23 protein-coding genes are annotated in these 22972 nt (G+C 58.0%); 21 read left to right on the forward strand and 2 right to left on the reverse strand.

Going from position 1 to position 22972, the window contains the following annotated elements; genetic code table 11:
- On the forward strand, positions 1 to 773 hold a 773-nt coding region (locus tag A0U87_RS07725; RefSeq protein WP_346763658.1), incomplete at its 5' end, for an HNH endonuclease.
- Between the two features lie 150 nt (positions 774 to 923).
- Here A0U87_RS07725 and A0U87_RS07730 read toward each other — a convergent pair.
- Positions 924 to 1235 carry a hypothetical protein gene (locus A0U87_RS07730; protein ID WP_137405406.1) on the reverse strand — a complete coding sequence of 104 codons (312 nt, stop codon included), beginning with the start codon at positions 1233 to 1235 and terminating at the stop codon, positions 924 to 926.
- A 22-nt stretch (positions 1236 to 1257) separates the two neighbouring features.
- Here A0U87_RS07730 and A0U87_RS07735 point away from each other — a divergent pair, with 22 nt between their 5' ends.
- Positions 1258 to 1665, forward strand: a complete 408-nt coding sequence (locus A0U87_RS07735) for a hypothetical protein (protein ID WP_137405407.1) — start codon at positions 1258 to 1260, stop codon at positions 1663 to 1665.
- 15 nt (positions 1666 to 1680) lie between these two features.
- On the opposite strand, the gene A0U87_RS07740 is transcribed toward A0U87_RS07735, so the two are convergent.
- Positions 1681 to 2211 (reverse strand): UDP-N-acetylglucosamine acyltransferase, encoded by a 531-nt coding sequence (locus A0U87_RS07740; protein ID WP_137405408.1) that lies wholly within the window; start codon positions 2209 to 2211, stop codon positions 1681 to 1683.
- Between the two features lie 82 nt (positions 2212 to 2293).
- Here A0U87_RS07740 and A0U87_RS07745 point away from each other — a divergent pair, with 82 nt between their 5' ends.
- The 19 genes from A0U87_RS07745 (at position 2294) to A0U87_RS07840 (ending at position 22932) form a co-directional block, all read left to right on the forward strand.
- On the forward strand, positions 2294 to 3970 hold the full coding sequence (locus A0U87_RS07745; RefSeq protein ID WP_240700530.1) for a terminase TerL endonuclease subunit: 1677 nt from the start codon (positions 2294 to 2296) through the stop codon (positions 3968 to 3970).
- Positions 3971 to 3977: 7 nt separating this feature from the next.
- A complete protein-coding gene (locus A0U87_RS07750; protein WP_137405409.1) occupies positions 3978 to 5183 on the forward strand; it encodes a phage portal protein in 1206 nt (401 codons plus the stop codon).
- 8 nt (positions 5184 to 5191) lie between these two features.
- On the forward strand, positions 5192 to 5911 hold the full coding sequence (locus tag A0U87_RS07755) for an HK97 family phage prohead protease (protein WP_137405410.1): 720 nt from the start codon (positions 5192 to 5194) through the stop codon (positions 5909 to 5911).
- Positions 5904 to 7019 (forward strand): phage major capsid protein, encoded by a 1116-nt coding sequence (locus tag A0U87_RS07760; protein WP_137405411.1) that lies wholly within the window; start codon positions 5904 to 5906, stop codon positions 7017 to 7019. The genes A0U87_RS07755 and A0U87_RS07760 overlap by 8 nt, the downstream gene beginning before the upstream one ends.
- A gap of 79 nt (positions 7020 to 7098) precedes the next feature.
- Entirely contained in the window at positions 7099 to 7563 is a 465-nt protein-coding gene (locus A0U87_RS07765; protein ID WP_137405412.1) for a hypothetical protein, read from the forward strand.
- Positions 7560 to 7883: a phage head closure protein gene (locus tag A0U87_RS07770; protein ID WP_137405413.1), complete on the forward strand. Its 324-nt coding sequence runs from the start codon at positions 7560 to 7562 to the stop codon at positions 7881 to 7883. The genes A0U87_RS07765 and A0U87_RS07770 overlap by 4 nt, the downstream gene beginning before the upstream one ends.
- Positions 7880 to 8329 carry an HK97-gp10 family putative phage morphogenesis protein gene (locus A0U87_RS07775; protein ID WP_137405414.1) on the forward strand — a complete coding sequence of 150 codons (450 nt, stop codon included), beginning with the start codon at positions 7880 to 7882 and terminating at the stop codon, positions 8327 to 8329. Before A0U87_RS07770 ends, A0U87_RS07775 begins: the two co-directional genes overlap by 4 nt.
- Positions 8329 to 8688, forward strand: a complete 360-nt coding sequence (locus A0U87_RS07780; RefSeq protein WP_137405415.1) for a DUF3168 domain-containing protein — start codon at positions 8329 to 8331, stop codon at positions 8686 to 8688. The genes A0U87_RS07775 and A0U87_RS07780 overlap by 1 nt, the downstream gene beginning before the upstream one ends.
- 70 nt (positions 8689 to 8758) lie before the next feature.
- Positions 8759 to 9178: a phage tail tube protein gene (locus tag A0U87_RS07785; protein ID WP_137405416.1), complete on the forward strand. Its 420-nt coding sequence runs from the start codon at positions 8759 to 8761 to the stop codon at positions 9176 to 9178.
- A complete protein-coding gene (locus tag A0U87_RS07790; RefSeq protein WP_137405417.1) occupies positions 9178 to 9594 on the forward strand; it encodes a hypothetical protein in 417 nt (138 codons plus the stop codon). Before A0U87_RS07785 ends, A0U87_RS07790 begins: the two co-directional genes overlap by 1 nt.
- 98 nt (positions 9595 to 9692) lie before the next feature.
- The gene (locus A0U87_RS07795; protein ID WP_240700531.1) at positions 9693 to 9935 is read left to right on the forward strand and encodes a hypothetical protein; all 243 of its coding nucleotides are present in this window, start codon (positions 9693 to 9695) and stop codon (positions 9933 to 9935) included.
- A 7-nt stretch (positions 9936 to 9942) separates the two neighbouring features.
- Complete coding sequence (locus A0U87_RS07800) at positions 9943 to 12312, forward strand: hypothetical protein (RefSeq protein ID WP_137405419.1); 2370 nt, start codon at positions 9943 to 9945, stop codon at positions 12310 to 12312.
- A gap of 327 nt (positions 12313 to 12639) precedes the next feature.
- On the forward strand, positions 12640 to 13167 hold the full coding sequence (locus A0U87_RS07805; protein ID WP_137405420.1) for a hypothetical protein: 528 nt from the start codon (positions 12640 to 12642) through the stop codon (positions 13165 to 13167).
- On the forward strand, positions 13164 to 13832 hold the full coding sequence (locus A0U87_RS07810) for a hypothetical protein (RefSeq protein ID WP_048938322.1): 669 nt from the start codon (positions 13164 to 13166) through the stop codon (positions 13830 to 13832). Before A0U87_RS07805 ends, A0U87_RS07810 begins: the two co-directional genes overlap by 4 nt.
- 13 nt (positions 13833 to 13845) lie before the next feature.
- Positions 13846 to 14307: a hypothetical protein gene (locus tag A0U87_RS07815; RefSeq protein WP_048938323.1), complete on the forward strand. Its 462-nt coding sequence runs from the start codon at positions 13846 to 13848 to the stop codon at positions 14305 to 14307.
- A complete protein-coding gene (locus A0U87_RS07820; RefSeq protein ID WP_137405421.1) occupies positions 14304 to 21716 on the forward strand; it encodes a hypothetical protein in 7413 nt (2470 codons plus the stop codon). Before A0U87_RS07815 ends, A0U87_RS07820 begins: the two co-directional genes overlap by 4 nt.
- Positions 21717 to 21755: 39 nt before the next feature.
- Complete coding sequence (locus A0U87_RS07825; protein WP_137405422.1) at positions 21756 to 22007, forward strand: hypothetical protein; 252 nt, start codon at positions 21756 to 21758, stop codon at positions 22005 to 22007.
- 56 nt (positions 22008 to 22063) lie between these two features.
- Positions 22064 to 22366: a hypothetical protein gene (locus tag A0U87_RS07830; RefSeq protein WP_137405423.1), complete on the forward strand. Its 303-nt coding sequence runs from the start codon at positions 22064 to 22066 to the stop codon at positions 22364 to 22366.
- 350 nt (positions 22367 to 22716) lie between these two features.
- Positions 22717 to 22932 carry a hypothetical protein gene (locus A0U87_RS07840; RefSeq protein WP_137405425.1) on the forward strand — a complete coding sequence of 72 codons (216 nt, stop codon included), beginning with the start codon at positions 22717 to 22719 and terminating at the stop codon, positions 22930 to 22932.
- Positions 22933 to 22972 lie beyond the last annotated feature (40 nt).

Consider the following 22972-nt stretch of genomic DNA (forward strand, 5'->3'; position numbering starts at 1 on the left):
AAACCAACATCCCGATCTCGCCGCATGAACTTCCACGCGACTGTGTAAGCTATCGAAATGAGGGGTCCCTTTTAGACGCCGATCACCCCGCTAACGGGGTTCTTTTTGCACGCCGATTCACACTCGTTACTCATGCTCAGGTTCAGAAAGCTGTAGAAATTGCTCGTGGCCTCACCGATGACGAATTACGGTTAAAGGCAAAGAGCGGCCGTTCGCGGTCGTATTTCATCATGGACCGGAATCGGCCCCTTCCCATGAAGGCGATCGTGCGGCTTGCCTATATCGAAGCCAAGAAGAAATGGGACGGTCCACAGTCCCGCGCTGTGGCTGATGAACTGCGCAGCGCCTTCACTATCCGTCATTCGGTTGTCGAGGTTGAGCAGGAACGGTTGGATCGTCAGCGCGAAAGCGTGGAGCGTTGGAAGCGGGATGGAAAGTTCAGGACCGCGCTGCTTGATCTATTCGATTCAACCTGTGTGATCAGCGGGTGCAAGGTGCTTGACGCTATCGATGCGTCCCATATCTGCTCGGTGGCTGATAAGGGCGAAGATCATGTGACCAATGGCTGGATTATCCGCACGGACCTTCATCGGCTGTTCGATGAGGCTTTGTTGTCGATCGATCCGAGTGACGGTCGTGTCCATATCTCGCCCGACTGCATGGACAGCTATGAGGATTATCACGGCAAAACCATCGCGCTTCCCAAGGGCGCTGCATCGCTGTCGGACTTTGCAACTCACTGGTCGGAATTTCAAAGCCGGAACGCCGTCTGATCGACTTTGGATAAATAATGTCGAGCGCGAATGCCGGGTCGATCAGGTGGTCGCCCCGGCTCTTCGTGCCCCACATATAGGGGCGGGTGAAATCATATTATCCCAATATAGGGGATAGCCGCCGATCAAGTTTTTTCTCACGTTTCCGAATTAAAATTCGGCTGGCTTTTCAGTAGCAAGCCTGTCGCAGCCGATTGATTTCATGGCATCGTTTACACGGTCGATCTCGTCCGAGTAGTGAAGGCCTGCCGCCTTTTCCGCCATGCCGACGCAACTTTTGACAATCGGATCGACAGTGGTGACTTTCTGCATTGCCTCCACCCGCGCAGCAAGTGTGTCCACCTTTGCACCGTAAGCCGCATACCCAATAACAATAGTGATGATCGTCCCTGCGACCGCGCCTATAAAGCCGATCAGCGCGGTCCCTGCTTTTGATCTCCGAGTGATTGTCTCCGCGTCCATACGTCCCCCGCATAAATACCTGATGCAGCGTGGCAAAAAACTGACTGACCCTCAACGCAAGAAATTGGCTGGCACTTTCAAACAGTGCGTCGACGGTAAGACAACGACCATCGCAGCGGTTGAACGCGACATCCCGATCCAGCCCGATTGGATGAGCGAAGCCGGTAGGGCGGTATGGGCAGCCGATCTAGAGAAGGTCGTCGCGACCGGAGCGACCAGCATCGATGCCGGGGCGTTTGCCCTCTACTGTGAAACCATGGCGGTGTTCATCCAATCAGTGCGTGAAGGCGCGCCGATGAACGCGGCCTATCGATCCGAACTTCGGAAGCAGATGGAATTGTTGTCGATCGCTGGAGCTAAGTCCCGGTTGGCCAAGATCGCGCAGGATGGTGCGGCAAAGGCCAGCCCCTTCAGCGTTCGGCCACGCTAAAGGGGCTGCGCCCGTTCAAACCTGTGGCAATTGTGCGTTTTCAACTTGCCGCAGGAATTCCTCGATGTTCGCCTGAACAGAGCGGCTGCCCGACTTGCGCGAACGGTTTACGCCTACATAGTCCGACGCGCCACCATGGGTCTGGATTTTGGTCGAGTAGACGGTCTGGCCGGTGTTGCGGTCGACCAGTTCGTAGGTTGCCGTGGTCGCAGCTTTGTATCCCAAGCTCTGGATATCCAGTTCCAAGATTTTGACGATCAGGGAAAGCTTGCGCGGGGAATCGTCCCGGAACAGCGCCATGCGAACGAGCGCATCGTCCAGTGTGCTTTTCCAAAGGCTGGCAACGTCGGCTTCCGCGCCTGCGGTGTTCATCTTGCCGGTTTGCTCATCTTTGGATGCCACAGTCACATTAGTCGAAATCAGTGCAGCGTCGAGCCTATGCGTGCTGCGGGCCACGTTGGACGGCGTGAAGTTGAGCGGCGCGGCCGAGCAGCCGGTCAGAAAAACTGCACTTGCAACGCTAAAAATCTTCAGACTGGACTTCATAATCCCCCCAATTGGTAAAGTAACCACGGGTCGGATTGCATAACCATGTTACGATCGCAACTGCCTTCGCCCTAAATAATGGGTGAAAGCTAAACGTTATCCAAAAGGCTCATATGCGGGGCGCGCGATCGATTATGCCAAGCGCGTCACCACCGGCAAAATTCCGGCCTGCTGGCAGATGCGCGCAGCATGTCAGCGCACCCTAGATGACCTCAACCGAACCGACCTGATTTTCAGCGTCGAGCATATCGACCATGCCTGCGCGTTCATCGAAGCGCTCGTCCATATCAAGGGTCAGTGGGCTGGACAGCCATTCCTATTGGCCGATTATCAGGTCTGGATCGTCGCGAACCTGTTCGGCTTCCTCAACGCTGATGACCGGCTGCGCCGGTTCCGTGAAGCATTCTGCCTGTTGCCAAGGAAGATGGGCAAGTCGGCGTTCGCGTCCGCCGTCGGCCTCTACATGTGCTTTGCGGACGGTGAGGCAGGCGCGGAAGTCTACTGTGGCGCGACCAATCTGGCGCAGGCAAATGAGGTGTTTCGACCGGCGCGGCTGATGGCCAAGCAGTCACCCGGCTTCATTGACGCCTTTGGTGTCGAAGTGATGGCCAAGTCCATCTTTGTCGAAGCTACCGGCCAGTCATTCACACCAGTGATCGGCAAGACCAAGGATGGTTCCAGCCCACATTGCGCCATCACCGACGAACTTCATCAGGCCAAGGACGACACGCAAGTTCAGGCGTTCCGCACCGGCATGGGCGCGCGACAGCAGCCGTTGCTGCTGATGATTACAACCGCTGGCTTCAACATCGCCGGTGTCTGCCGCACAGAGCAACTGACGGCTGAAGGCATCCTTCGCGGCGATGTTGTCGATGATACCGTGTTCGTGGCCATCTACACCATCGATGCCGGTGATGACTGGCGCAACTTCGATAGCTGGATCAAAGCCAACCCCGGTTTGAACATATCTGTCGGGGAAAAGTATCTTCGCATCCAATTGGCCAAGGCGATCCAGTCACCGGCCAATGCCGCCGCGATGCGGACCAAGCATCTTAACGAATGGATCGCATCGGCGGCTGGGTGGCTCAACCAAAACGATTGGGCCAATGCCGCTACCCCTTCGCTGGACTACCAAGATTTTGAAGGCCGCCCCGCGTGGATCGGCGTCGATATGTCCACCAAACAGGATTTGACCGCCATCAGCGTGGTCGTTCAAACCGATGATGGAAAGCGGGCGATCTTCCCATTCAGCTTTCTACCGCAGGGCGCAATCGACGGTGGCCGCAATGCGACGGCCTATGCAAGCTGGATGTCATCGCAGGAACTGATCGTCACCGATGGCAATGCCAGTGACTTTGCGGAAATCGAAGCTCAGCTTTCGAAATTGGTCGAGCATTTCGATATTCAGATGATCGTGTTCGATCCTTGGCAGGGTGAAAACAGCCGTCAGAAATTTGCCGCGCAGGGTTATGAGACTTCAATCTGGCAGGCGAACAACCGTGGCGAATGGACCATCGCCATGGATGATTTCGAAGCAGATTTGAAAAACGGGAAGCTAGTCCATCCCGATAACGCGGTGCTGAATTGGTGCGCCGCGAACATCTGCGCGCACCATAGAGGTGTGACGCGCGTTCCAGTCAAACCCGCCCCGAACAGCGAACAAAAGATCGACGCTATGGTCGCGGCGCTGATGGCTTTTGCTGCATCCAATATCATCCCAGCGCCAGTAACAGCGCCGACCATCGAATGGTTCGACTAAATATGGGATGGGATTTTGGACAAAAACTTGGGACTGGCTGACCGACGTCGAAGCGAAATCGTCACTGCCAACTGCGCGTTCTGCGGAGGATATTCGCAAAGACATCATTGCTGACCAGCGCATCGATTTGAACGCGGCGGTCAGCGCTGTTTATGGATGTGCGCGGGTCATCGCTGAGGGGCTGGCGTTGCCTCCATGTTATGTGACGCGGGATGGCGAACATGCTGCCACTCATCCACTCTATTATCTGCTCAACGCCTCTCCCAACGATCTCCAGACCGCATATGAATTCCGGGAAATGCAGGGCTATCATATGGCTCTCGATGGCAATGCCTATAGCTGGCTCAATCGCGCACCGAACGGCAGTATCCTCGAAATCTTGCCGCTCGATCCGCACTATGTGCAAGTCGTGCCGACCTCGTCCCGGCTGGGCACGCAGGTCAAATATTTCGTCTTTGGGGTGGAGATGCCCGCCGACGAGATTTGGCATCAGAAAGGCCCGGCTACGAAAGACTATACTGGTCTATCGATGCTCGATCAGGCCCGGTCTGCGATTAAACTGGCGCGCCATCAGGAAGAATATGGGGCGAAATTGTTCGAAAATGGCGCGCGCCCAGCGGGCCTTCTCACCACGAACGGCACCCTGACACCGGAACAGCGCGCCGACCTCAAGCGGTCATGGGAGCAACAATATAGCGGCACCGGCAATGCGCATAAAACAGCGCTGCTCACGGGTGATTTCCAGTATCATCCCCTCGGGTCCACCGCCAATGAGGCCCAGTTCATCGAAGCCCGGAAGTTCCAGATTGAGGAAATCTGTCGGTTCTTTCGCGTTAGTCCTACCAAACTATTCCACAATGCTGGCAGCCAGTCCTATGCCAGCGTCGAGCAGGCCCATATCGCCCATGATGCCGACACCGACGCGCACTGGCACGCCCGGTTCGTCCAGTCAGCCAACAAGACGCTGCTGACACAGAAGGAGCGCGCGAAAGGTTATCAGATTATCCTTGATAATCGGGACTTTTTGCGTGGCACGGCAGTCGAGCGGATGCAGTATTACCAGATCGGGCGGGCCATTGGTGTCCTGTCCGCCAACGAAATCCGCGAGATGGAAGGTTTCGAGCGCAGCGCCGATCCGGCAGCCGATCAGCTTGCACCAGCGGCCAATCTCTTTGGCGGCAACGACGGCGGCGCAGATCGGCCGCCTGCATAAATACCATCATGGAAATCAAAACGCTTTCGGGCCGGATCGAAATCAAAGCCGTCGATGATGGCGAGATGACCTTCACTGGTCTCGCTGCCCATTACAACAATGTCGACGGTTACCGCGATATCGTGCTGCCGGGTGCTTTCGCCGCCACGATGACCGAGCATGACGCCGCCGCAACGAAGCCCGCGATGCTCTGGAACCATGACGCAAAAGCGCTGCCGATTGGTGTCTGGATCGACTGGGAGGACAGCGACCAAGGTCTAAAGATGACCGGCCGCTTCCTTGATACGCAGGCGGGGCGTGATGCCTATCAGGCGGTCAAGTCCGGCGCGGTTAATGGTCTGTCGATCGGATACACGACCGTCGATTTCGAGATTGTTCGCGATGATGGTCGCACCATCCGCCACCTCAAGGCGGTCGACCTTTGGGAGGTCAGTGTCGTGACGTTTCCCGCAAATCCACTAACCCGAATTTCCGAAGTTAAGGAGAATATTTTGCCCGAAAATGACAATGATATTGGTGCGGCTTTTGATGCGCTGATGAAACAGGTCGAGACGCTCAAGTTGCGTCTCGTTTCACCTGCCGATGCGGATGAGGAGTCGAAAGTCGACGATATCGAAGAGGATATCGAGGAACCGTCCGAGGAAACCGAGAAGGAAGCTAAATATCTTGCGGCAATTGAGGCCGTAAAAACCTTGCGTCTGAAATTGCAACAGGAGAACCATGGATAATCTTACGAATGAACTGAACAAGCTGGACTATGAATTCAAGTCCGCTTTGACGCGCAACGATGAAGTTGCGCAGACCCGCCTGAATGATGCGATGTGCGATCTTGAGGCCAAGATGCGCGACATGTTCAAGACCGGCAATCGCCCTGAAATCGACGCTGAAGCCGTCGAGGGTAAGAGTGCTTTCAACTCGTTCCTGCGATCGGGCGAAACCAAGTCGATGTCGGTCGCTGATAACGCCAATGGTGGCTACGCTGTGTCGAAGGTCGTCGACAATGTCATTTCCAACCGTCTGGTGGAAGTGAGCGATATGCGTTCGCTCGCAACCGTCATTAGCGTCAGTTCGGACAAGTATTCGAAGCTGCACAATGTCGGTGGCACTGGCTCTGGCTGGGTTGGCGAAACCGATGCGCGCCCCGAAACCGCAACTCCGAAGTTCGTGGAATTGACCCCGTCGTTCGGCGAACTTTATGCGAATGCCTTCATCACGCAGTATTACCTGCATGACGCGATGTTTGACGCCGAAGCGTTCATCACTTCCGAAGCTGCAACAGAATTCGCTCGCGCGGAAGGCTCTGCCTTCCTGATCGGTGATGGCGTGAAGAAGCCCAAGGGTCTTCTGACCGCACCGACAGCAGCTACCAAGGATTCTGCTCGCGCCTTCGGCACCGTCCAGCATATCGCGTCTGGCGCTGCTGCGGCCCTGACCAACCCGGACAAGCTGATCGAAATGACGCAGTCGCTTAAAGCGGGCTACCGTCCTGATGCTGGCTGGGGCTTCAACCGCTCGACCATTGGCGTGATCCGCTCGTTCAAGGATGCCAACGGCCGCTATATGCTGGAGCCGAGCTATCAGGCGGGGCAGCCGTCTACCCTGCTGGGATATGCGGTCAACGAACTGGAAGACACGCCTGATATCGCCGCTGGAGCAATTGCTGGTTTCTTCGGCGATCTGAAGAAGGCCTATCTCATCGCGGATGTTACCGGGACCACGGTTCTGCGTGACCCCTACACCAACAAGCCTTCGGTCTGCTTCTACTTCACCAAGCGCGTTGGCGGCACCTTCATGGACACAGAAGCCGTGAAGTTCCTCAAGATCGCCGCTTCGTAAGAGGCGAACATTCTCCAAGGATGGGGCAGGGGTCGGACGCGTTCCGGCCCCTGCTTTTTTGTGCGCAGATAAATATTGGATGACCACTGTTGTCCGCATCTCCCCCCCTTCATTTCCGGCGGTATCGTCGGCCCAGCTTCGCGAATGGCTGCGGCTGGATGCCGATGTCGATCAGGCAACCCTAGACCTGCTGCTTGGCGCGGCCGTCGACCATATCGCTGGGCTGACCGGCCTGTATGTCGTGTCGGCGGAATATGAATTCAGCTTCACCGCTCCCGGCTGCTATTCCGTTCCGATCAGCAATATCACGCAGACAGACGCTGGTGCGGTCGTCGGCGGCAACCTCGAAATCAATGTCGAGGTGGCTCCGCTGGTCGTGTCGATCAAAGCTGGTTGGACCAGCGAAGAGGCCATCCCGACAGCCCTGCGTCACGCGATCGCAGTCTATGTTGGTGCGGCCTATGATGGTCGCAACGAAATCAGTGACGCGACTTTCCAGACGATCAAGCGCCTATGCGCCCCATTTATCCGGGTGGCGCTGTGACGATCGACGCGGGCGCGCTGGATCGACGCATCGACATTATGGCCCAGACCGTCACGCGGGATGCCGCTGGGCAGCAGCGTTCGACATGGACCGTGACTGCCTCAACCTATGGTCAACGGCTGGAACTGCGCACCACGGATGTTGCCCGCAACGCTGGCAAAGAGACGGTCCCGACGGGGCGCTATCTCATTCGTTTTCGCACCGGCCTGTCGACCGCCAATCGTGTCCAGATCGATGGTCAGACCTACGCGATCACGACGATTGATGAGCCTGATCGCCGCACCACGATGGTTCTGACCGTCGAGGGGGTGAGCACATGACCATCAGCGTCACCACCACAGGCTTCACCGCTCTGGAAGCGCGGATGCAGTCGCTGTCCAACGATATCGCCACGAAGATCGGTCAGTCGGCCAATCGTGCGGGTGCGGTCGTGATCCAGAAGAAAATTAAGGAGGGTGCGCCGATCGGTCCTGATGCGGAGGGTTCGACACGTAACCGCAGGCGCAAAAACGGCACGGTTGTGCAGGAGGCGCACACTAAGATCGTCAACAACATCAAGGTTCGCAAGGTCAAGGCGGAGGCGGGCAAGGTCGTCAACGCGGTCGTGGTCAGCCGCGATGCGTATCACGCCAGTATGGTCGAATTTGGCTCGATCCATAATGCGCCCAATCCATTTTTCCGCACTGGCTTTGCGCTTGCGAGCGAGGATGCGGTGGATCGCGTGCGGGCCATTCTGGATCGTCGCCTGACGAAGGCGGGCGTGTAATGTTGGAAACCGCTCTCGTTACCCGACTGGCTGATCTTGCACCCCAGCTATATCCGGGCCGCGCCCCAACCGATTATGACACGCCCGCCGTCATCTATAATCGCTTGTCCACCCAGATGGAGGACGACCTCGACGGCGTTGGTGATATGGGTTGGGTGGTCATGCAGATCGATGTTTATGACCCGTCCTATTTGGCGGCAAAAGAATTGGCGCAGGATATCCGCGATCATCTGGCGATTTGGGATGATGAACAGGTCCATTCCGTCACATTCGTCAATGAAACCGATATGGTCGACGAAACAACGGAAGCAACTTTGTATCGCGTCATGATGACGTTCCTGTTCTTCGCTGCCATCTGACCGGCGCTTATGACTGCCTGAATAAATACTCCGTAACGCGCAGATTTGCGCACATTATGGAGTTTATTAGATGGCTAATGGCGTAATGCTCGCGCGCAAAACGCGGCTTGAAGTGAAGGATGGGGAGAACTGGATTCAGGTCAAAGGTTTTAAGGACTTTTCAGGCCTTGGGGGAGGTTCGGCCGCTGTAGTTGATGTCTCCGACCTCGACAGTGATGCGAAGGAAAAGCTGATCGGCCTGCCTGATGAGGGGCAGATTTCGCTGACCCTCAATTATATCGAGAGCGATCCGGGGCAGCAGTTTTTGGAAGAGGCGCGTCTGTCCGGTGACCTGATCGATGCTCGCCTTGTGATGCGCAATAACAAGGCCTTCGCCTATAGCGCTGCTGTTCTGACCTTCGAAAAGAGCGGTGGTGTCGATGCTGTCATGGGTGCGACGGTTGGCATGGAAATCAGCGGCCTCGTCGAGAAGATCACGGTCACCCCCTAATGGCAAAGTTGAACAAGGAAGCGATCTTTGCGGCGGCCAAGCCGAAGGTTCGCGAGGTTGAAGTGGAGGAATGGGGTGTGCGTCTCAATGTGCGGGCGCACACCCTACGGTCGCGGATGGCACTGCTCGACGCCGATACGATCAATGCCGATGCAGTCGAGGAGTATGAGCGCGATCAGGCGCTGCCCGACGATGAGCGAACCGGCGTCGAGAAGGTCGAGCGCTTTGACGCTGCGATCATCAACTTCATCCACTCTATCGTCGACGACAATGGCGATCAGCTTTTCGACCTCAGCGATCATGACCGCTTTCGTGACCTGTCCTACGCCACACTGGTTGCGATCCACATGGCGATCCAGCAGGTCAACGAGGTCAAACCGGTCAGCTTCACCGATCTAAAAAAAAATTCCGACTAAATCCTGAGCGGCGGTTTCTTTTCCGCCTTGCTCTGGCGCTGGGGCGGACGGTCGAGGAACTGTCCGCCTCACTATCCGATGACGAACTGACCGAATGGATGGCTTTCTATGATGTGGAGCCATTCGGTTGCGCGGTTGAGGACGATCGTGCGCGCCATATCGTGTCCATCCTATTCAACGCCTATGATGGCAAAAACGAACCGGATTGGTTTGATCGCGATCCCGACTGGACCGCTGAGTTGCGCCGCCGTGCCGCGCCTACGGCTGATGAACTGGAAGACAAGATTGATGCCTTCTTCTCGGCGAAGCTGACCGGTCGGGATAGCCGGGACGCTGCCTAAATAGTCGATGGCAGACCTCGGCACACTCACCGTCAATATGGCGCTGGAAGCGGCGCAATTCATCAATGGTATGCGGCAGGCGGCCGCGCAATCTCAGGCCACGAACAGGGCGATAGCGTCAGCGATGGATGGCGCAAAGAAGGCGGTCGGCGGCCTCATCGCGGTCATGTCGGTCGACGCCTTCGTCTCCGCTTCCAAAGCCGCCTTCGATTATGCCGATGATATCGTTGACCTTGCCGACCGCACCGGCGCGACAACCAAATCCATTCAGGAACTCCGATACGCCGCCCAGATGACGGGAAGTGACTTCGCGTCTGCGGATGGTGCGCTGGAGAAATTCGCAAAGAACCTCGGCACCGCACAGAGCGGCGGCAAGGCGATGGGGGAGACGTTCCGCGACCTTGGCGTCACCTCCAGCAATTTCGACACCGCGCTGCGCGAAACCATAGACGGCATCAGCAAGCTGCCGACCGTTTCGCAGCGGAATGCAGCGGCGTTGCAGGTCTTTGGCAAAAGCGCCGGAACGCTGACCGCGCTGATGGGCGAAGGCGCGAAGGGCTTCGACGAATTCGCCGACGCGGCCGACGATCTTGGCATCGTGCTCGGTGATGACCTGTTGCGAAATGCCGGTCAGATCAACGATAGGCTCGACACGCTAAAGATGACGTTGGACGCCCGTTTCGCATCCGCAATTATCCAGAACGCCGACGCCATTGGCAATCTGGCCGATCAGGTCATCAAGATCGCGGGCGCAATGGCGCAATTCTGGGGGCAGAATCCAACAGCGGCCATGGCGATCATGGGCGCTCTTGGCGGCGGCATTGCTGGTGGTCTGGCGGGTGGTCTCCCCGGTGCGGGGGCGGGCGCTATTGCAGGCGGCATTGGTGGGGCGCTGATCGGCTATAACAGCAGAGGCGAACGGCAGCGCCTTAGAAGCGAACGCGCCGGTCTGATCGACCAGAATAATGGCAAGAACCCGCTGCTGGCGGCGGTTGGCATTGATGCCGACGCGATCGGGAAGGGATCGCCCCAATGGAAAAAGAATGAAGCGCGGATCAAGGTTATCGATGCGCGGCTTGCTGCGTTGGACAAGGAAGAGGCGGCGGCGGCCAAACTGCTGGCCGGTGGGGGCGATAGCGCGGGCACGCTTCCGCCCATCGCTGGTGGCAAGAAGTCCAGTGGTAAATCGGCCGCCGATCTCGCCAAGGAAGCGCGGCAGGCCCTTTTTGCTTACGACAGCGATATCGATGCAGCCAATGTCAGCCTATTGACGGCCAAGCAGGCGCTAACCAGTGATATCGTTGAGCAGTCTGCGTTGGAGCGCGAGATGCTGGCTATCGAAAGCAACCGTCGCAAGGCGGCAATCGATCAGGATGCGCTCGATGGCAAATACACGCAGGCACAGGCAGATGCGCTAAAGGCGCTCGAAGATAAGGTGGTTTACGCCAAGTTCGACCTCGTCAATCTGCGCGAAAACGAGGAGGTGGCGCGCCAGCAGTTGGCGATTAGCCAGTCCAGCCTGTCCAATGATATGGACCTGTTGTCATCGCAATCGGGTCTGGCCCGGTCACAGGCCGATCGCCGTGCAATCAGTCTACGCCTGCTCGATCTCCAGTATCAGCAAGAGCGGTTGGCGCTCGACGCGATCCTTGCCAGCAAGACCAGCACCGATGCGGAAAAGCAGATTGCGCAGGCGCGTCTTGGCGTTCTGGATCGCCTCAAGGCCAACGATGCAGCGGGTATCAGGCGTGACACGATGGGGCCGCTGGGCGTCTATCTCGACGGCATTCCGCGCACGGGCGATGAAATCCGCGAGAGCATGGAAAGTGCGGCCGTTGATGGGCTGGGTTCGCTCAACGATGGACTACGAGAGGCGATGAAGGGCGCAGGGTCGCTGGCCGACGCCTTCGATGCGATGGGTGACCGGATCATCGACAAGATCATGGATATCGCGCTTCAGCAGGCAATTTTGGCACCAATCGGCAGCCTGTTCGGATCGCTGCTTGGCTCGATCACCGGATCGATCGCAGGTGGTACCGGTGGTGGCGATATCGTGATGGGTGGCGGCTTTACATCGTTCATGAGCGGCGCGCGCGCCAATGGCGGCCTAACCCGCGCAGGTGCCTATTTGGTTGGCGAGCGTGGGCCGGAAATTGTCAATGTGGGCAATACAGCTAACACGATCCCAAATCATGCTCTTGCAAGCGTGCGTGGTGGCGGGCGATCCGGGCCGACGATCAATTTTGGATCGATCACCAGCAACGATCCAGCGGGGGTGCGGCTGATGGCCAGTCAGGCTATTATGGATGCGATGCCGCTCATAACGCAGCAGGCGACATCAGCAACACTTACGAAATTGCGACGTCCGGGCATGTAATAAGTATTTGAAAATTATGTGATATGCTTAATCGATGTGCTTGAGGCGCTTGAATGCAAGCGCAAGTATAATGAGAACGATCGCGTATATTATGAAGTCCAGAGCAGTCTCATGCATCTGACCTATCAACCTCCGTTCTAATGTCAGACGTGGGCGATCCTGACCGGCCAACCGATTGCAAACGCCGGTCAGGATCGGCGTGCCGATAGCATGAACGCGATGTAGGTCAAGGTTTCAGCTAAATATCGGATGCCAACCTATCCGATTGCGCCGCCGCCAAAGGCACCGGCTACCGAACGACTTACGCCATTGTTTCGACAGGCGGCGATGGCGTCGCCCTATACGCTCAAGCAGCAAACCGTTAATACCGCCAGCCAATGGCAACTTGAATTCACTTGGCCACGAATGACTGCGGCTGACGCCGAAAAGTGCGCTGCATGGTTGGACAGTCTTAGCGGTCAAGTTGGAACGTTCCGATATTCACCACGGCAAGCATGTGCCAGTGCGCTCGCTGGACGAACGCTTGCGCAGGCTGCTTTTGCAGATACGTCAGCGGTCAGGCTGGCGGGATGGCCCGCAAATTCCGCATCCGGGCTGCGGGTTGGGCAGCTTTTCCAGCTTGGCACTCAACTGCTGCGGATTATCACTGCACCCAGTCAAGCTGACGCGAACGGTCGATGCATCGTAGAATTTTCGACGCCATTGCGAGCAAACTTCAATGCCGGTGCCGCCGTTGATTTTACCTCGCCGGAAGGACTTTTCCGCCTCTCGGCAAGCGAGGGCAACGGATACACGCTTACCCCAGATCGTCTTCCAGATTTCGGAACCATCGTCGCCAAGGAGGCGGTGGAATGAGACCCGGCTCCAATCAACAGTTTCTCGATGCGCTGGAAGCAGCCGGTATCCGCACTGCGCTTCTCGCGCGCTTCGATTTCTCTACAGGCCCGGCTTTCCTCTGGACTGGATCGCATCCGATTTTGGTCAAAGGTTCGGGCGACAGTCTGCTCGATAACAATATGTTCGAACCGCTGGCCAACGGCGTCGTCGTTCAAATTGGCGATAACAGCTTTTCCTACACTGGGTCGGAAGCTCTCACGATTAGCTTGGCAATCCCATCTGCGCCATCGGACGAGATCGCTATCGCATCCGCCTACCCGGATGAATGGCGCGCGCGCCCGGCAACATTCTGGCGCGCGATTATGCTTCAGCCAAGCGATCCATTGGCCGAACCTGCTTGGATATTCCGCCGAGTCCGATCGGGGGCAATGGATAAGCTGGAGATTCAAGCCGATGGCACCATGCGCACATTGACGCTAACTATCGAAGGTCATGCCAGCCTGATCAGCACAGCGACCAATTCGACATATCTCGATCAGCCGCGTTTTGATCCGAATGATACCAGTCAGAAGCACGCGGTCGCTATCGCGAACGGTGATGTAACCGTCTATAAACCAACTGGCTGGGCTGCCTTGTTTCCGGCGATGCAGCAGTCGCAGGCGGTCATAGACCAGATACGCTGATGCTAAATATGGGATGGAAGTTTCCACCATCTCTCGCGCGGCCGATTGGGAAGATCGGCTGCGCACCCTCATCGATCGCCTTCGTGATGAACCATTCAAGTGGGGGCAGAATGACTGCGCGCTGTTCGCCTCCAGCGCCATCAAAGCCATGTGCGGCGTTGATCCGGCGGGCGCTCTGCGCGGCGCATATTCCGATGAAAAGGGGGCAATGGAGGCCCTGCGTCAGCACGGTGCGGGAACGCTTCTCAAAACCGTGCGCGCGTGGCTGGGTGATCCAAAACCCGTCGCGCAGGCGCAGCGCGGCGACATCGTCATGCTCGATCGGACCACGGTCGGCGTTTGCGTGGGGCGTTTTAGCTGGTTTGTCGGGGAAATATTTGGCCATCAGGGCCTGACCGCGCTTCCCACCGCAGATTGCAAATACGCCTTTTCTGTCCCGTTTGAGGCTGTGGCCGCCGCCGAGGTGGCCGCATGAGCAAGGTCGTAAAAATTGCCGCGATGGTCGTGGTCGCGGCTGCCCTCATTGTTTTCGCAGCGCCGATTGCGGGCGCGCTCGGAATTGCGGCAATTACGGCAGGCACGGTTGCTGCCGCAGGTGTCGGTTTGGCGATCAGCGCGGCGATGGCGATTGCCACCACGTTGTTCGTAAAGCCGCCTTCACTTTCCCAATCGATGGCGGAACGGCTCAATAGCAGCATCAATCCAACTGCGCCGCGTAAGATTATTTTTGGTCGCACGGCAGCGGGCAACGATATCCGCTTCTTTGAAGAGCATGACCTGCCTTCGACGAAGAAGGATGGTTACAGCCAGATTGTCGCGCTGGCATCCCACCGCATCCATGCCCTGCGGTCATGGTATGTCGAGGAGCAACTGACGTGGGCCGGTTCAATCACCGGCAAATATCGCGCCGGTGTCCGGTCATTCTGTGCTGTTCTGGAAGGCACCAGCACCAACGGTTCTGCCATTGGTTCTGGGCAATATTGGACCTCGACCGCAACTTTCACGGGCTGTGCCTATGCGGCGATCACGTTCAAACTCGATGGCGATGTATGGGAATCTGGCCTTCCTTCGAAGACCACGTTCGTCGTCGACGGTTGCCCGCTTTATGATCCGCGTCGTGATAGCAGTAATGGCGGTACGGGTGCGCACCGCATCGCCAATCAGGCGACATGGTCCTTCTATGATGGCTCTGTCGAGATAGGGCGCAACCCGGCGCTTGCTCTCGCGACGTATCTGACCGGCTATCGGATCAACGGCAAGTTGGTGTGGGGGATGGGCGTCCCATCTGACCGCATCGACTGGGATAACTTTCGCGATTACGCTAATCTTTGCGAAGAACGTGTTGCTCTTCAGGATGGCACGACCGTCCAGCGCTACACCGCTGACGGATCATTCTCGACCGCCGATAGCCACGAAACGATCATTCTTGCGCTGACCGCTGCGATGGGGTCGTGCAAGCTGACTGACGTTGGTGGTCGATACACGATCATTGGCGGTTTTGATGACACGCTCGGTCCGACTGTCGATTTCACCGCTGATCACCTCGTCGCAGCGCCCGGTTCTCCCGCACCATATTCATGGATACCGGTCCCGCCTGCGCGCGAGACTTACAATATTGCGCGTGGCCGGTTCTCCGATCCCAATAACCAGTATCAGCTATCAGACTGGGGCGCGATCGAAACCGATGCGCTGAACGATGGCGTCCCGCGCACCATGACCATTGACCTCGGTCTGGTATCACGGGCCGAAACTTGCCAGCGCATCGCCAAGCAGTTCCTCCTTCGTGAGGCAAAGACGCCCGGCGTCTTCAGCGCGACATTTGGGCCGTTGGCTTTCGCCGCAACCGTGGGGTCGTTGGTCACCTTGTCGCTGCCGCAGGAAGGTTGGAACCGGAAGCTATTCCGCGTTCTCGAGCAGACCGAAAATCATGACCTGCTTTTTCAGATGGTGCTGCGGGAAGAGAGCAGCGAGATTTACGCGTGGGATCGGGAGGAAAAGCCGCTTCCTGCTTCGATCCGGCCGCCGGGTTACGATCCATCTGCCACCATTTCGCCGGAAGGTATGGCGGTCACCAGCCAGACTTTAAAGGGCGCGGATGGCTATCCGGTCAGCGAGATCACCGTCACTTGGACGGCGGAGAATTCGGGGCGCGTTCGTGGCGTCCAGATTGAATCCAAGCCGTCTACAACCTCGTCTTGGACCGAGCAGGCGGCGCGGCATGCCGCGAGCGCTGGCACCTTCACTTTTACGTCAAATGTCCCTGCTGCGGTCATCAACGTTCGGCTGCGATATCGCATGGACAGTGGCGTTTACAGCGCTTGGGTCGTCAATGATGTCGATGCATCGTCGGCGTTCATCGAGTGGGACAGCAATGTCATCGTTGGTGAAAACAAGCCCGATGATCGTGCGACTGAAGGCGCGCCGGAGGGCACTTATGTCGGTAGTCAGCCCGCCGAAAACGTGGTCGACGCCATCACGGGAAGCGATGGCCAGATCATTCGAACTCGCGACATATCCGCAGCAGTCGTTGCGGCCGAAGGACTGATCGACGAGCTTGTCGACACATACGGTTCGACCGCATCGGCGGCGGCCAGCGCTGATGCAGCGGCCCAGCATGAGGCCAACGCTGCCAGTGCGGCTTCAAACGCGGCAACAGCAAAGCAGCAGGCGGAAACGGCAAATAGCGCTGCGGCAGCGGCCAAGGCAGCGGCGGAAACGGCACGCAATCAAGCCCAGACGGCAGCGGCAAATGCGGGAACCGCATTGAGCGATAGCAATGCAGCAAAGACCGCCGCGCAGACAGCAAAGGCCGACGCAGAGGCTGCATTTGCAAATTCAACCAGTGCCAAAAATGCGGCGGTGGCGGCGCAAGGCGCGGCGGAAAGCGCTCGAAACAATGCGCAGACCTTTGCTTCCAACGCGAGTAATTCGGCTACGGCTGCCGCAGGGAGCGCGACGACGGCAGCGACGAAGGCGACCGAAGCGGGCAACTCGGCGTCAGCCGCATCCGGTTCGGCCGTCACCGCACAGGCTGGCGCTGAAAATGCAGCCTATCTCGATGTCGCCCACGCATGGGACTTTGCGAACAACGCGGTCAATGGCTTCACAGCTATTGGTGGCTCGCTGACCGGTCAGTCAAATGGGCTGCTATATGCGCAGACTGGTGGCGACCCCCAGTTGATCCGCACCGGCCTTTCTATCGCGGGATCACGCTACACGCGCGTCATAGTGGATTTGACGCGCACAGTGGCCTCCACAAGCAATGCCGCTGATCTAATGATGTTCTGGGCCACCGCAGGCCATAGTTACGCGGCAGGCTATAGGTGTTCGCCGATGGCGGTCGTCAACCCGCCGCTCAATCAGCGCACGCAACTGACGTTCGATCTGACTTCCGCAATCGGTTCGGCTGACTGGCTCGGCAGCACCATTTCGGCGCTTCGCTTCGATCTTGATTCCGCGTCTGGCGGCTCGTTCCTAATCCATTCGATCCGGGTCGTGGGGCCTGATGGTCTTGCTCCGTCAAAATCGGCCACGGCGGCAGCCACAAGCGCGTCGGGGGCGGCAACGTCGGCAGGCGCAGCGGGCACATCGGCCACGGCGGCGCAGACCAGCGCGACCAATGCTTCAACAAAGGCTGGGGAGGCAAGCACTTCTGCGACCAACGCCGCGACCAGTGAGAGTAATGCCAAGGGATCGGAAAATGCTGCCAAAACGTCACAGACGGCGGCGGCAGGATCGGCAACGAGCGCGGGTAATTCCGCTTCGGCGGCAGCGACGTCCGCTTCGACGGCATCGACCAAGGCCACTGAGGCCAATCAGTCCGCATCGACGGCGACTACGCAGGCCACCAGCGCAGCTACCAAGGCAGGCGAGGCCAGCGCTAGCGCCAGTCAGGCGGCCACGAGCGAGACTAACGCCAACGCATCCAAAAATGCTGCCGCGACATCAGCGAACAATGCGGCAAACAGCGCGAACGCGGCCGGTGGAAGTGCCACCGCTGCTGCGGGAAGCGCCAATAACGCTCAGACCAGCGCTTCCTCTGCTGGCAATAGCGCTAGCGCGGCGGCGGCACAGGCTATCGTTGCGGCCAGCCATGCAACCGGCAATTTGGTCCGGAAAGGAATTTTCAGCGATGGTTCGACCGGAACTTGGTCCGGTAATGTAACCACTATCACGACGACGATTACGCCGCCGGATGGCGCGTCGCGCGTCCTGCGCACGACGAACCGTAACTCAGCAGAAGGTGACCTGATCGCATGGCCCTTCACCACGGCGCGGAAGCTGCGGATCACCGGATATGTTCTTGCCTATGGCTCGTATCTAGGCAGGATCGGCATAAACGCCGTCAACGCGGCAGGGACCAACTTCTGGTATTTCGTCACCGGATCAAGCGCGGGATCGTCCAGTTGGACTACCGTCGATGGAATCGTCACAGTCCCGGCTGATATCGTTGGTCTTCGTGCATTCATCGTGAGTGACGGCCCAGATAACGCGACCGGCCACGACGTTCGGGCAACCAGCATTGCCATATCGGACATCACGGACGCTGATGCCGCTGCGGCAAGCGCATCGGCTGCGGCGACTTCGGCAAGTGCTGCGGGCACCTCGGCAAGCGCAGCAGGTAACAGCGCCAATAGCGCCACACAGTCGGCCAACACCGCGTCGACCAAGGCGAGTGAAGCCGCTGGTAGCGCATCGTCTGCGGCGACTAGCGCGTCTAATGCCGCGTCCTCATCAACCAATGCTGGGAATAGCGCTACGGCCGCCAATTCGAGCAATGTCGCGGCGACGCTAAGCGCGGCTGCTCAGATGCCGTCGGATTTTCAACAGGACGGCAGATACTGGCAGCAGGGCTTTGGAGGTTTGCCTTCTGCGCTAGCCTCAATCACTGCGAATTCGACCTTCTCGTTCGTTAGCAACACCGACGTCGGTCGATCGATGCGCGTCACCGCAAGTGGACAGATCGACGTCGGAAACATCGGTATGTTGCCGTTGCAAGCGGATCGCGTTTATCGGATCACCGCCAAAGTCCGTCAGCAGTCGGGTTCTGCTTTTGCCCAGCTTCAGTTGTATCGGATCGGTGTCACGACCACCGGCGGCACGACTGCAAATGGCACAGTCCAGTCGACTTATACCTTCACCGCACTGAACCAGTGGGTTGAACTATCCGGCACGGTTCCGGCCTCCACGACCAACGCGATGATCGCGGCTGGCGCGTCCAGCATTCGTTGCTTGCTACGCCTCTTGGCTGCGTCTTCCACGGTCACTGTCGATTATGCATACATCCGCATCGAGGATATCACCGAAAGCACTAGCGCGGCAGGATCGGCGAATGCCGCAGCCAATAGCGCATCGCAGGCATCCGCGAGCCAGTCTTCGGCGGGATCGTCAGCTTCATCGGCCCAGTCCAGTGCAACAACGGCTGCTACGAAGGCAGGCGAAGCATCCACTTCGGCCTCGCAAGCCTCAACCAGCGCGTCAAATGCCGCTGGCAGTGCCAACACTGCCAGCCAACAAGCAGGTCTGGCAGCACAATCGGCAGCCAATAGCGGCAGCAGCGCAAGTGCTGCGGCCGGTTCAGCTTCCACCGCCAGCACGAAGGCGAGCGAAGCTAGTCAATCAGCCAATGCGGCTCAGAGCGCCTCGGTAACCGCGTCCAGCGTGGCGCAGGCGATAATGCCGAACACTTTTGGCGATCTCAAAAACTGGACTTGGGACTATTCGAACGGAACCTCCGACTGGAGTGGTGACAGCCGCGTTCGGGCTTTCGACCATTCGACCCACGGCAGGGTGATGGAAATCACCAACAATCCAACATTCGTCCCACATATCGCGTCGAAAGGCCGTGTCGCGTTGGTGCGCGATCACAAATACCGAATGAGCGTGAAATGGTGTCTCGTCGGCCAGCAGAATGGCGATGTGGCAGTCAATGCCAGCCTTTTCGCGATCGGTTTGAAGCCGGACAACAACCAGTGGAACAACATTAACTTCTATGCCTCTATCGCACCCGGTAATGTCGGGTGGGGCTGGTCAAATTTCGCCACCCACGTTCTTGATATTGATGCGAACACCCTGATCGATCAGGGCTGCACTTGGGTTCGACCGCTGCTACGACTGGAATCGCAGGGAGTCTATTACGTCCAGTCGATCGACTTCCGCGATGTCACATCTGAGGTCGCGGCGGCAGCGTCGGCGGCGGCGGCGTCAACTAGCTACAGCAACGCGCTCTATGAAGCCACACTGGCCGCGCAACGGGCGTCGTCGGCAAGCGGCTCGGCCAATACCGCCGCTACGCAAGCCAGCAATGCCTCGAATTCTGCGAACGCTGCGGCGGCAAGTGCCTCTAGCGCCTCGACCAGTTCGTCTGCGGCTGGATCGTCCGCAGCATCGGCCAGCTACAGCGCGATCACCGCATCGACCAAAGCCGGTGAAGCATCGTCTAGTGCATCAGCGGCGGCAGGGTCAGCTTCGACAGCGAGCAGTCAGGCGTCAGCGGCATCCACTAGCGCATCATTGGCGGCTACCTATTCCACAGCCGGTGGAAACCTGCTGGTCAATACCGAAATCGTGCCGGACACTAGCGGTTGGGCCAATAATTCGGTCGGAATGGTCGCCACACATGGGCGCTCGCAGCCCAGCGCAGAATGGGTGCTGACCGGTGAACATACGCTCTCGATCGTCCAGCCCAACAATGGCAGCAGCGGTTACGCAGAGTGGACGCAGGTAATCAACGTCAAGCCGAACCAATGGTATGACGTTAGTGGTTTGGCAGCAGCACACCGCTGCACCGTGCAGGTTTATTTTCAATGGGTGGACGGCAACGGTTCCGCTGGTGCCGCGCCGTCGACAGGCCAATTTACGCCGGGCACGGGCGGCAACAAGATTCAGGATTGGACCAACTACGGCTACAAAGCGCAGGCTCCGGCAAATGCAGTTCGCGCCAACCTGATCCTGCGGAAATTCCCGACCCTGTCTGGACAGACCGATAGCTGGGCTTGGTTCTGTCGTCCGCAAGTTCGCGAAACCTACGCTGATGCGCCTACACCCGCACGTTATGCGCCGGGGCGGGCAGGGGCGGTCTTGTCCAACATGTCGGCCAGCATTTCCACCACGCAGAACACGGTCGCGACCGCCAACGCGGCTATCGCCTCCCACGAAACGCGCCTTCAGGCTGCTGAGACCAACGTCAGTCAAACGATGGGTGCAGTATCTGATCTCCAAGGGCGGACGACCGCCTATTGGCAGGTGCAGGCGGTCGCGGGTGATGGTCGCGCGCAAATGCGCTTGGTTGCCGATGCTAATGGGGGCGGGGGCGTTGACATCGTGGGCGACCTTCGCGTGACTGGAAACGCGCTAATCACTGGCACTGTGAACCCTGAAGCGTTGGCGTTGAGTCGCTTTGTGAAGCGTCTTGGGCCGGTCAGCATTTCGCCGAGCAACTCAACTGGCACGCTCTATTCGTCGCCGTTGGGCGAAACGATGGGTAACGGCAGCTATGTGCTCGAAGGGACGGTGGGCTTCACATATTCCAGTGGCCGGTCGACCACGACATATAATGGCAAGCCGCTCTACACCGACTATGCGAACGACGGCGGCATAAATGTCCTGTTGAAGAAGAACGGCAATATCATCGCAAGCACCGGGTGGTCGGGTAATCTGCTAACCAATTACGGCTCGCTTGCGTATGGATCGGCGATGACTACCGTCTTCGACGCACCCGCAAGCGACACCTATACAGGGAATGTCACTGTCGAAGTCGTGGCGTTCAAGGGAAGCACCGATACCGGTATCGTCAATCAGGGCGACTATTACACGCGCACGATCAGCGGCAGCTATACCAATTTCAGCTTCAGCAATCTGCGGCTGAAATGGACCTTCATCTGAATTGGGCGGGCGCGGAAGCGTGCCCGCCTAAATACATGCATGACAAATTATTCGAACCCAAATCTTACGCAGAGAGAAATCGTCGAAACCAGCCTGCTCGCAATTGAAGCCATGCAGGCCAAGGTGGTCGAAACCGCTGATGCGGCCAACGCTCACACCGCTGATGCACTGGACTATGTGACCGCGCAGATCATCGCCCAGCATGTTTCGATCATGACCGGCAGCAACATCCAGCTTGAGCAAGAAAGGGCGCGGCTGTTCGGTATCATCGCTGCTTGGGACGCTGACTGACTTGCGCCTCCGATGCAGGTCCGTTTGAATGGCGGGCGAACATCGGAGGATCAGCCATGGATGATTTTCGCCAGCAGGTAGTTGATGCAGCGGTTCGCGAACTGCGCCACCAATTGGGCGATGGCTCGGTCGACCAGCATGGCACGCGTGTGCAGGTGGACGGCAGCTTCAAGATGGCAAGGGTGGCCGAATATATACTGCGCACCGCGCTCGATAGTCGTGATGAGCGGATCATTGAGGAAGTGGCAAAGGGCATTGCGCGTGACGGGAGGGACTGGGAAGAATCCCGGGATCAGGCGATCGATGCCATTACTTCGATGTATGGAATCATGACTGCCTTGATCGACCCGTCGACTTGATAACTAATCCGTTGCATCGGTTCGAAGCAAGTCGGCCTGTCGCTTAAAATAAGCTGCGCGACTCCTGTGTGCATCAATCAGCATCATGTCATCACCGCGTTTCTGGGCTTCATCGGCAGCCGTTTCTTCGTCCACTGCGAGGCGGAGCATACGTGCATATTCCGATTTCCTAGAAGGCATTGCGACCCACCCTTTTCTCATTGGATAGGTGATCCCGGCGTCACCAAAATTCGGGGGGGAATAAGGAGTGCGCGCCGGGATCACCATCAGCGTAGCCGGATGGGTCCGCCGGTCAACCTAACTCAGTTCGTCTTGCCTTACCTTTCGGGCGGATCGGCATAAATACCAGCATGACTACCAAGCAAATCAATTGGGCCAAGGCTGCCCTTCATGCTCTCACCGAGATTGCCGTGCGCGTCTGGCCGCTCGTCAATCGCCGGAACCTTTCCGTCATGTTGGGTATTGCTTCGCTCTTCGGGCTGGTCGCGCCGGACCGTGCAACGGAAATCAGAAATGTCATCCTTGCACCCATGGGTATTGAGCAAAGCGCAGGCGACCTGCTGTGATGTTTAGCCACGGGAAGACGGTTGTCGATCACGTTGCGGG

Origin of the sequence: Sphingobium sp. MP9-4 (assembly GCF_005281675.1) — a bacterium.
Taxonomy (GTDB): Bacteria; Pseudomonadota; Alphaproteobacteria; order Sphingomonadales; family Sphingomonadaceae; genus Sphingobium; species Sphingobium yanoikuyae.

What these genes read in the sequence shown, in the direction of transcription:
- A0U87_RS07730 (WP_137405406.1), bottom strand. Translation starts at nt 1,235, where the DNA reads ATGGACGCGGAGACAATCACTCGGAGATCAAAAGCAGGGACCGCGCTG.
- A0U87_RS07735 (WP_137405407.1), top strand. Translation starts at nt 1,258, where the DNA reads ATGCAGCGTGGCAAAAAACTGACTGACCCTCAACGCAAGAAATTGGCT.
- A0U87_RS07740 (WP_137405408.1), bottom strand. Translation starts at nt 2,211, where the DNA reads ATGAAGTCCAGTCTGAAGATTTTTAGCGTTGCAAGTGCAGTTTTTCTG.
- A0U87_RS07750 (WP_137405409.1), top strand. Translation starts at nt 3,978, where the DNA reads ATGGGATTTTGGACAAAAACTTGGGACTGGCTGACCGACGTCGAAGCG.
- A0U87_RS07755 (WP_137405410.1), top strand. Translation starts at nt 5,192, where the DNA reads ATGGAAATCAAAACGCTTTCGGGCCGGATCGAAATCAAAGCCGTCGAT.
- A0U87_RS07760 (WP_137405411.1), top strand. Translation starts at nt 5,904, where the DNA reads ATGGATAATCTTACGAATGAACTGAACAAGCTGGACTATGAATTCAAG.
- A0U87_RS07765 (WP_137405412.1), top strand. Translation starts at nt 7,099, where the DNA reads ATGACCACTGTTGTCCGCATCTCCCCCCCTTCATTTCCGGCGGTATCG.
- A0U87_RS07775 (WP_137405414.1), top strand. Translation starts at nt 7,880, where the DNA reads ATGACCATCAGCGTCACCACCACAGGCTTCACCGCTCTGGAAGCGCGG.
- A0U87_RS07780 (WP_137405415.1), top strand. Translation starts at nt 8,329, where the DNA reads ATGTTGGAAACCGCTCTCGTTACCCGACTGGCTGATCTTGCACCCCAG.
- A0U87_RS07785 (WP_137405416.1), top strand. Translation starts at nt 8,759, where the DNA reads ATGGCTAATGGCGTAATGCTCGCGCGCAAAACGCGGCTTGAAGTGAAG.
- A0U87_RS07790 (WP_137405417.1), top strand. Translation starts at nt 9,178, where the DNA reads ATGGCAAAGTTGAACAAGGAAGCGATCTTTGCGGCGGCCAAGCCGAAG.
- A0U87_RS07795 (WP_240700531.1), top strand. Translation starts at nt 9,693, where the DNA reads ATGGCTTTCTATGATGTGGAGCCATTCGGTTGCGCGGTTGAGGACGAT.
- A0U87_RS07800 (WP_137405419.1), top strand. Translation starts at nt 9,943, where the DNA reads ATGGCAGACCTCGGCACACTCACCGTCAATATGGCGCTGGAAGCGGCG.
- A0U87_RS07805 (WP_137405420.1), top strand. Translation starts at nt 12,640, where the DNA reads ATGGCGTCGCCCTATACGCTCAAGCAGCAAACCGTTAATACCGCCAGC.
- A0U87_RS07810 (WP_048938322.1), top strand. Translation starts at nt 13,164, where the DNA reads ATGAGACCCGGCTCCAATCAACAGTTTCTCGATGCGCTGGAAGCAGCC.
- A0U87_RS07815 (WP_048938323.1), top strand. Translation starts at nt 13,846, where the DNA reads ATGGAAGTTTCCACCATCTCTCGCGCGGCCGATTGGGAAGATCGGCTG.
- A0U87_RS07820 (WP_137405421.1), top strand. Translation starts at nt 14,304, where the DNA reads ATGAGCAAGGTCGTAAAAATTGCCGCGATGGTCGTGGTCGCGGCTGCC.
- A0U87_RS07825 (WP_137405422.1), top strand. Translation starts at nt 21,756, where the DNA reads ATGACAAATTATTCGAACCCAAATCTTACGCAGAGAGAAATCGTCGAA.
- A0U87_RS07830 (WP_137405423.1), top strand. Translation starts at nt 22,064, where the DNA reads ATGGATGATTTTCGCCAGCAGGTAGTTGATGCAGCGGTTCGCGAACTG.
- A0U87_RS07840 (WP_137405425.1), top strand. Translation starts at nt 22,717, where the DNA reads ATGACTACCAAGCAAATCAATTGGGCCAAGGCTGCCCTTCATGCTCTC.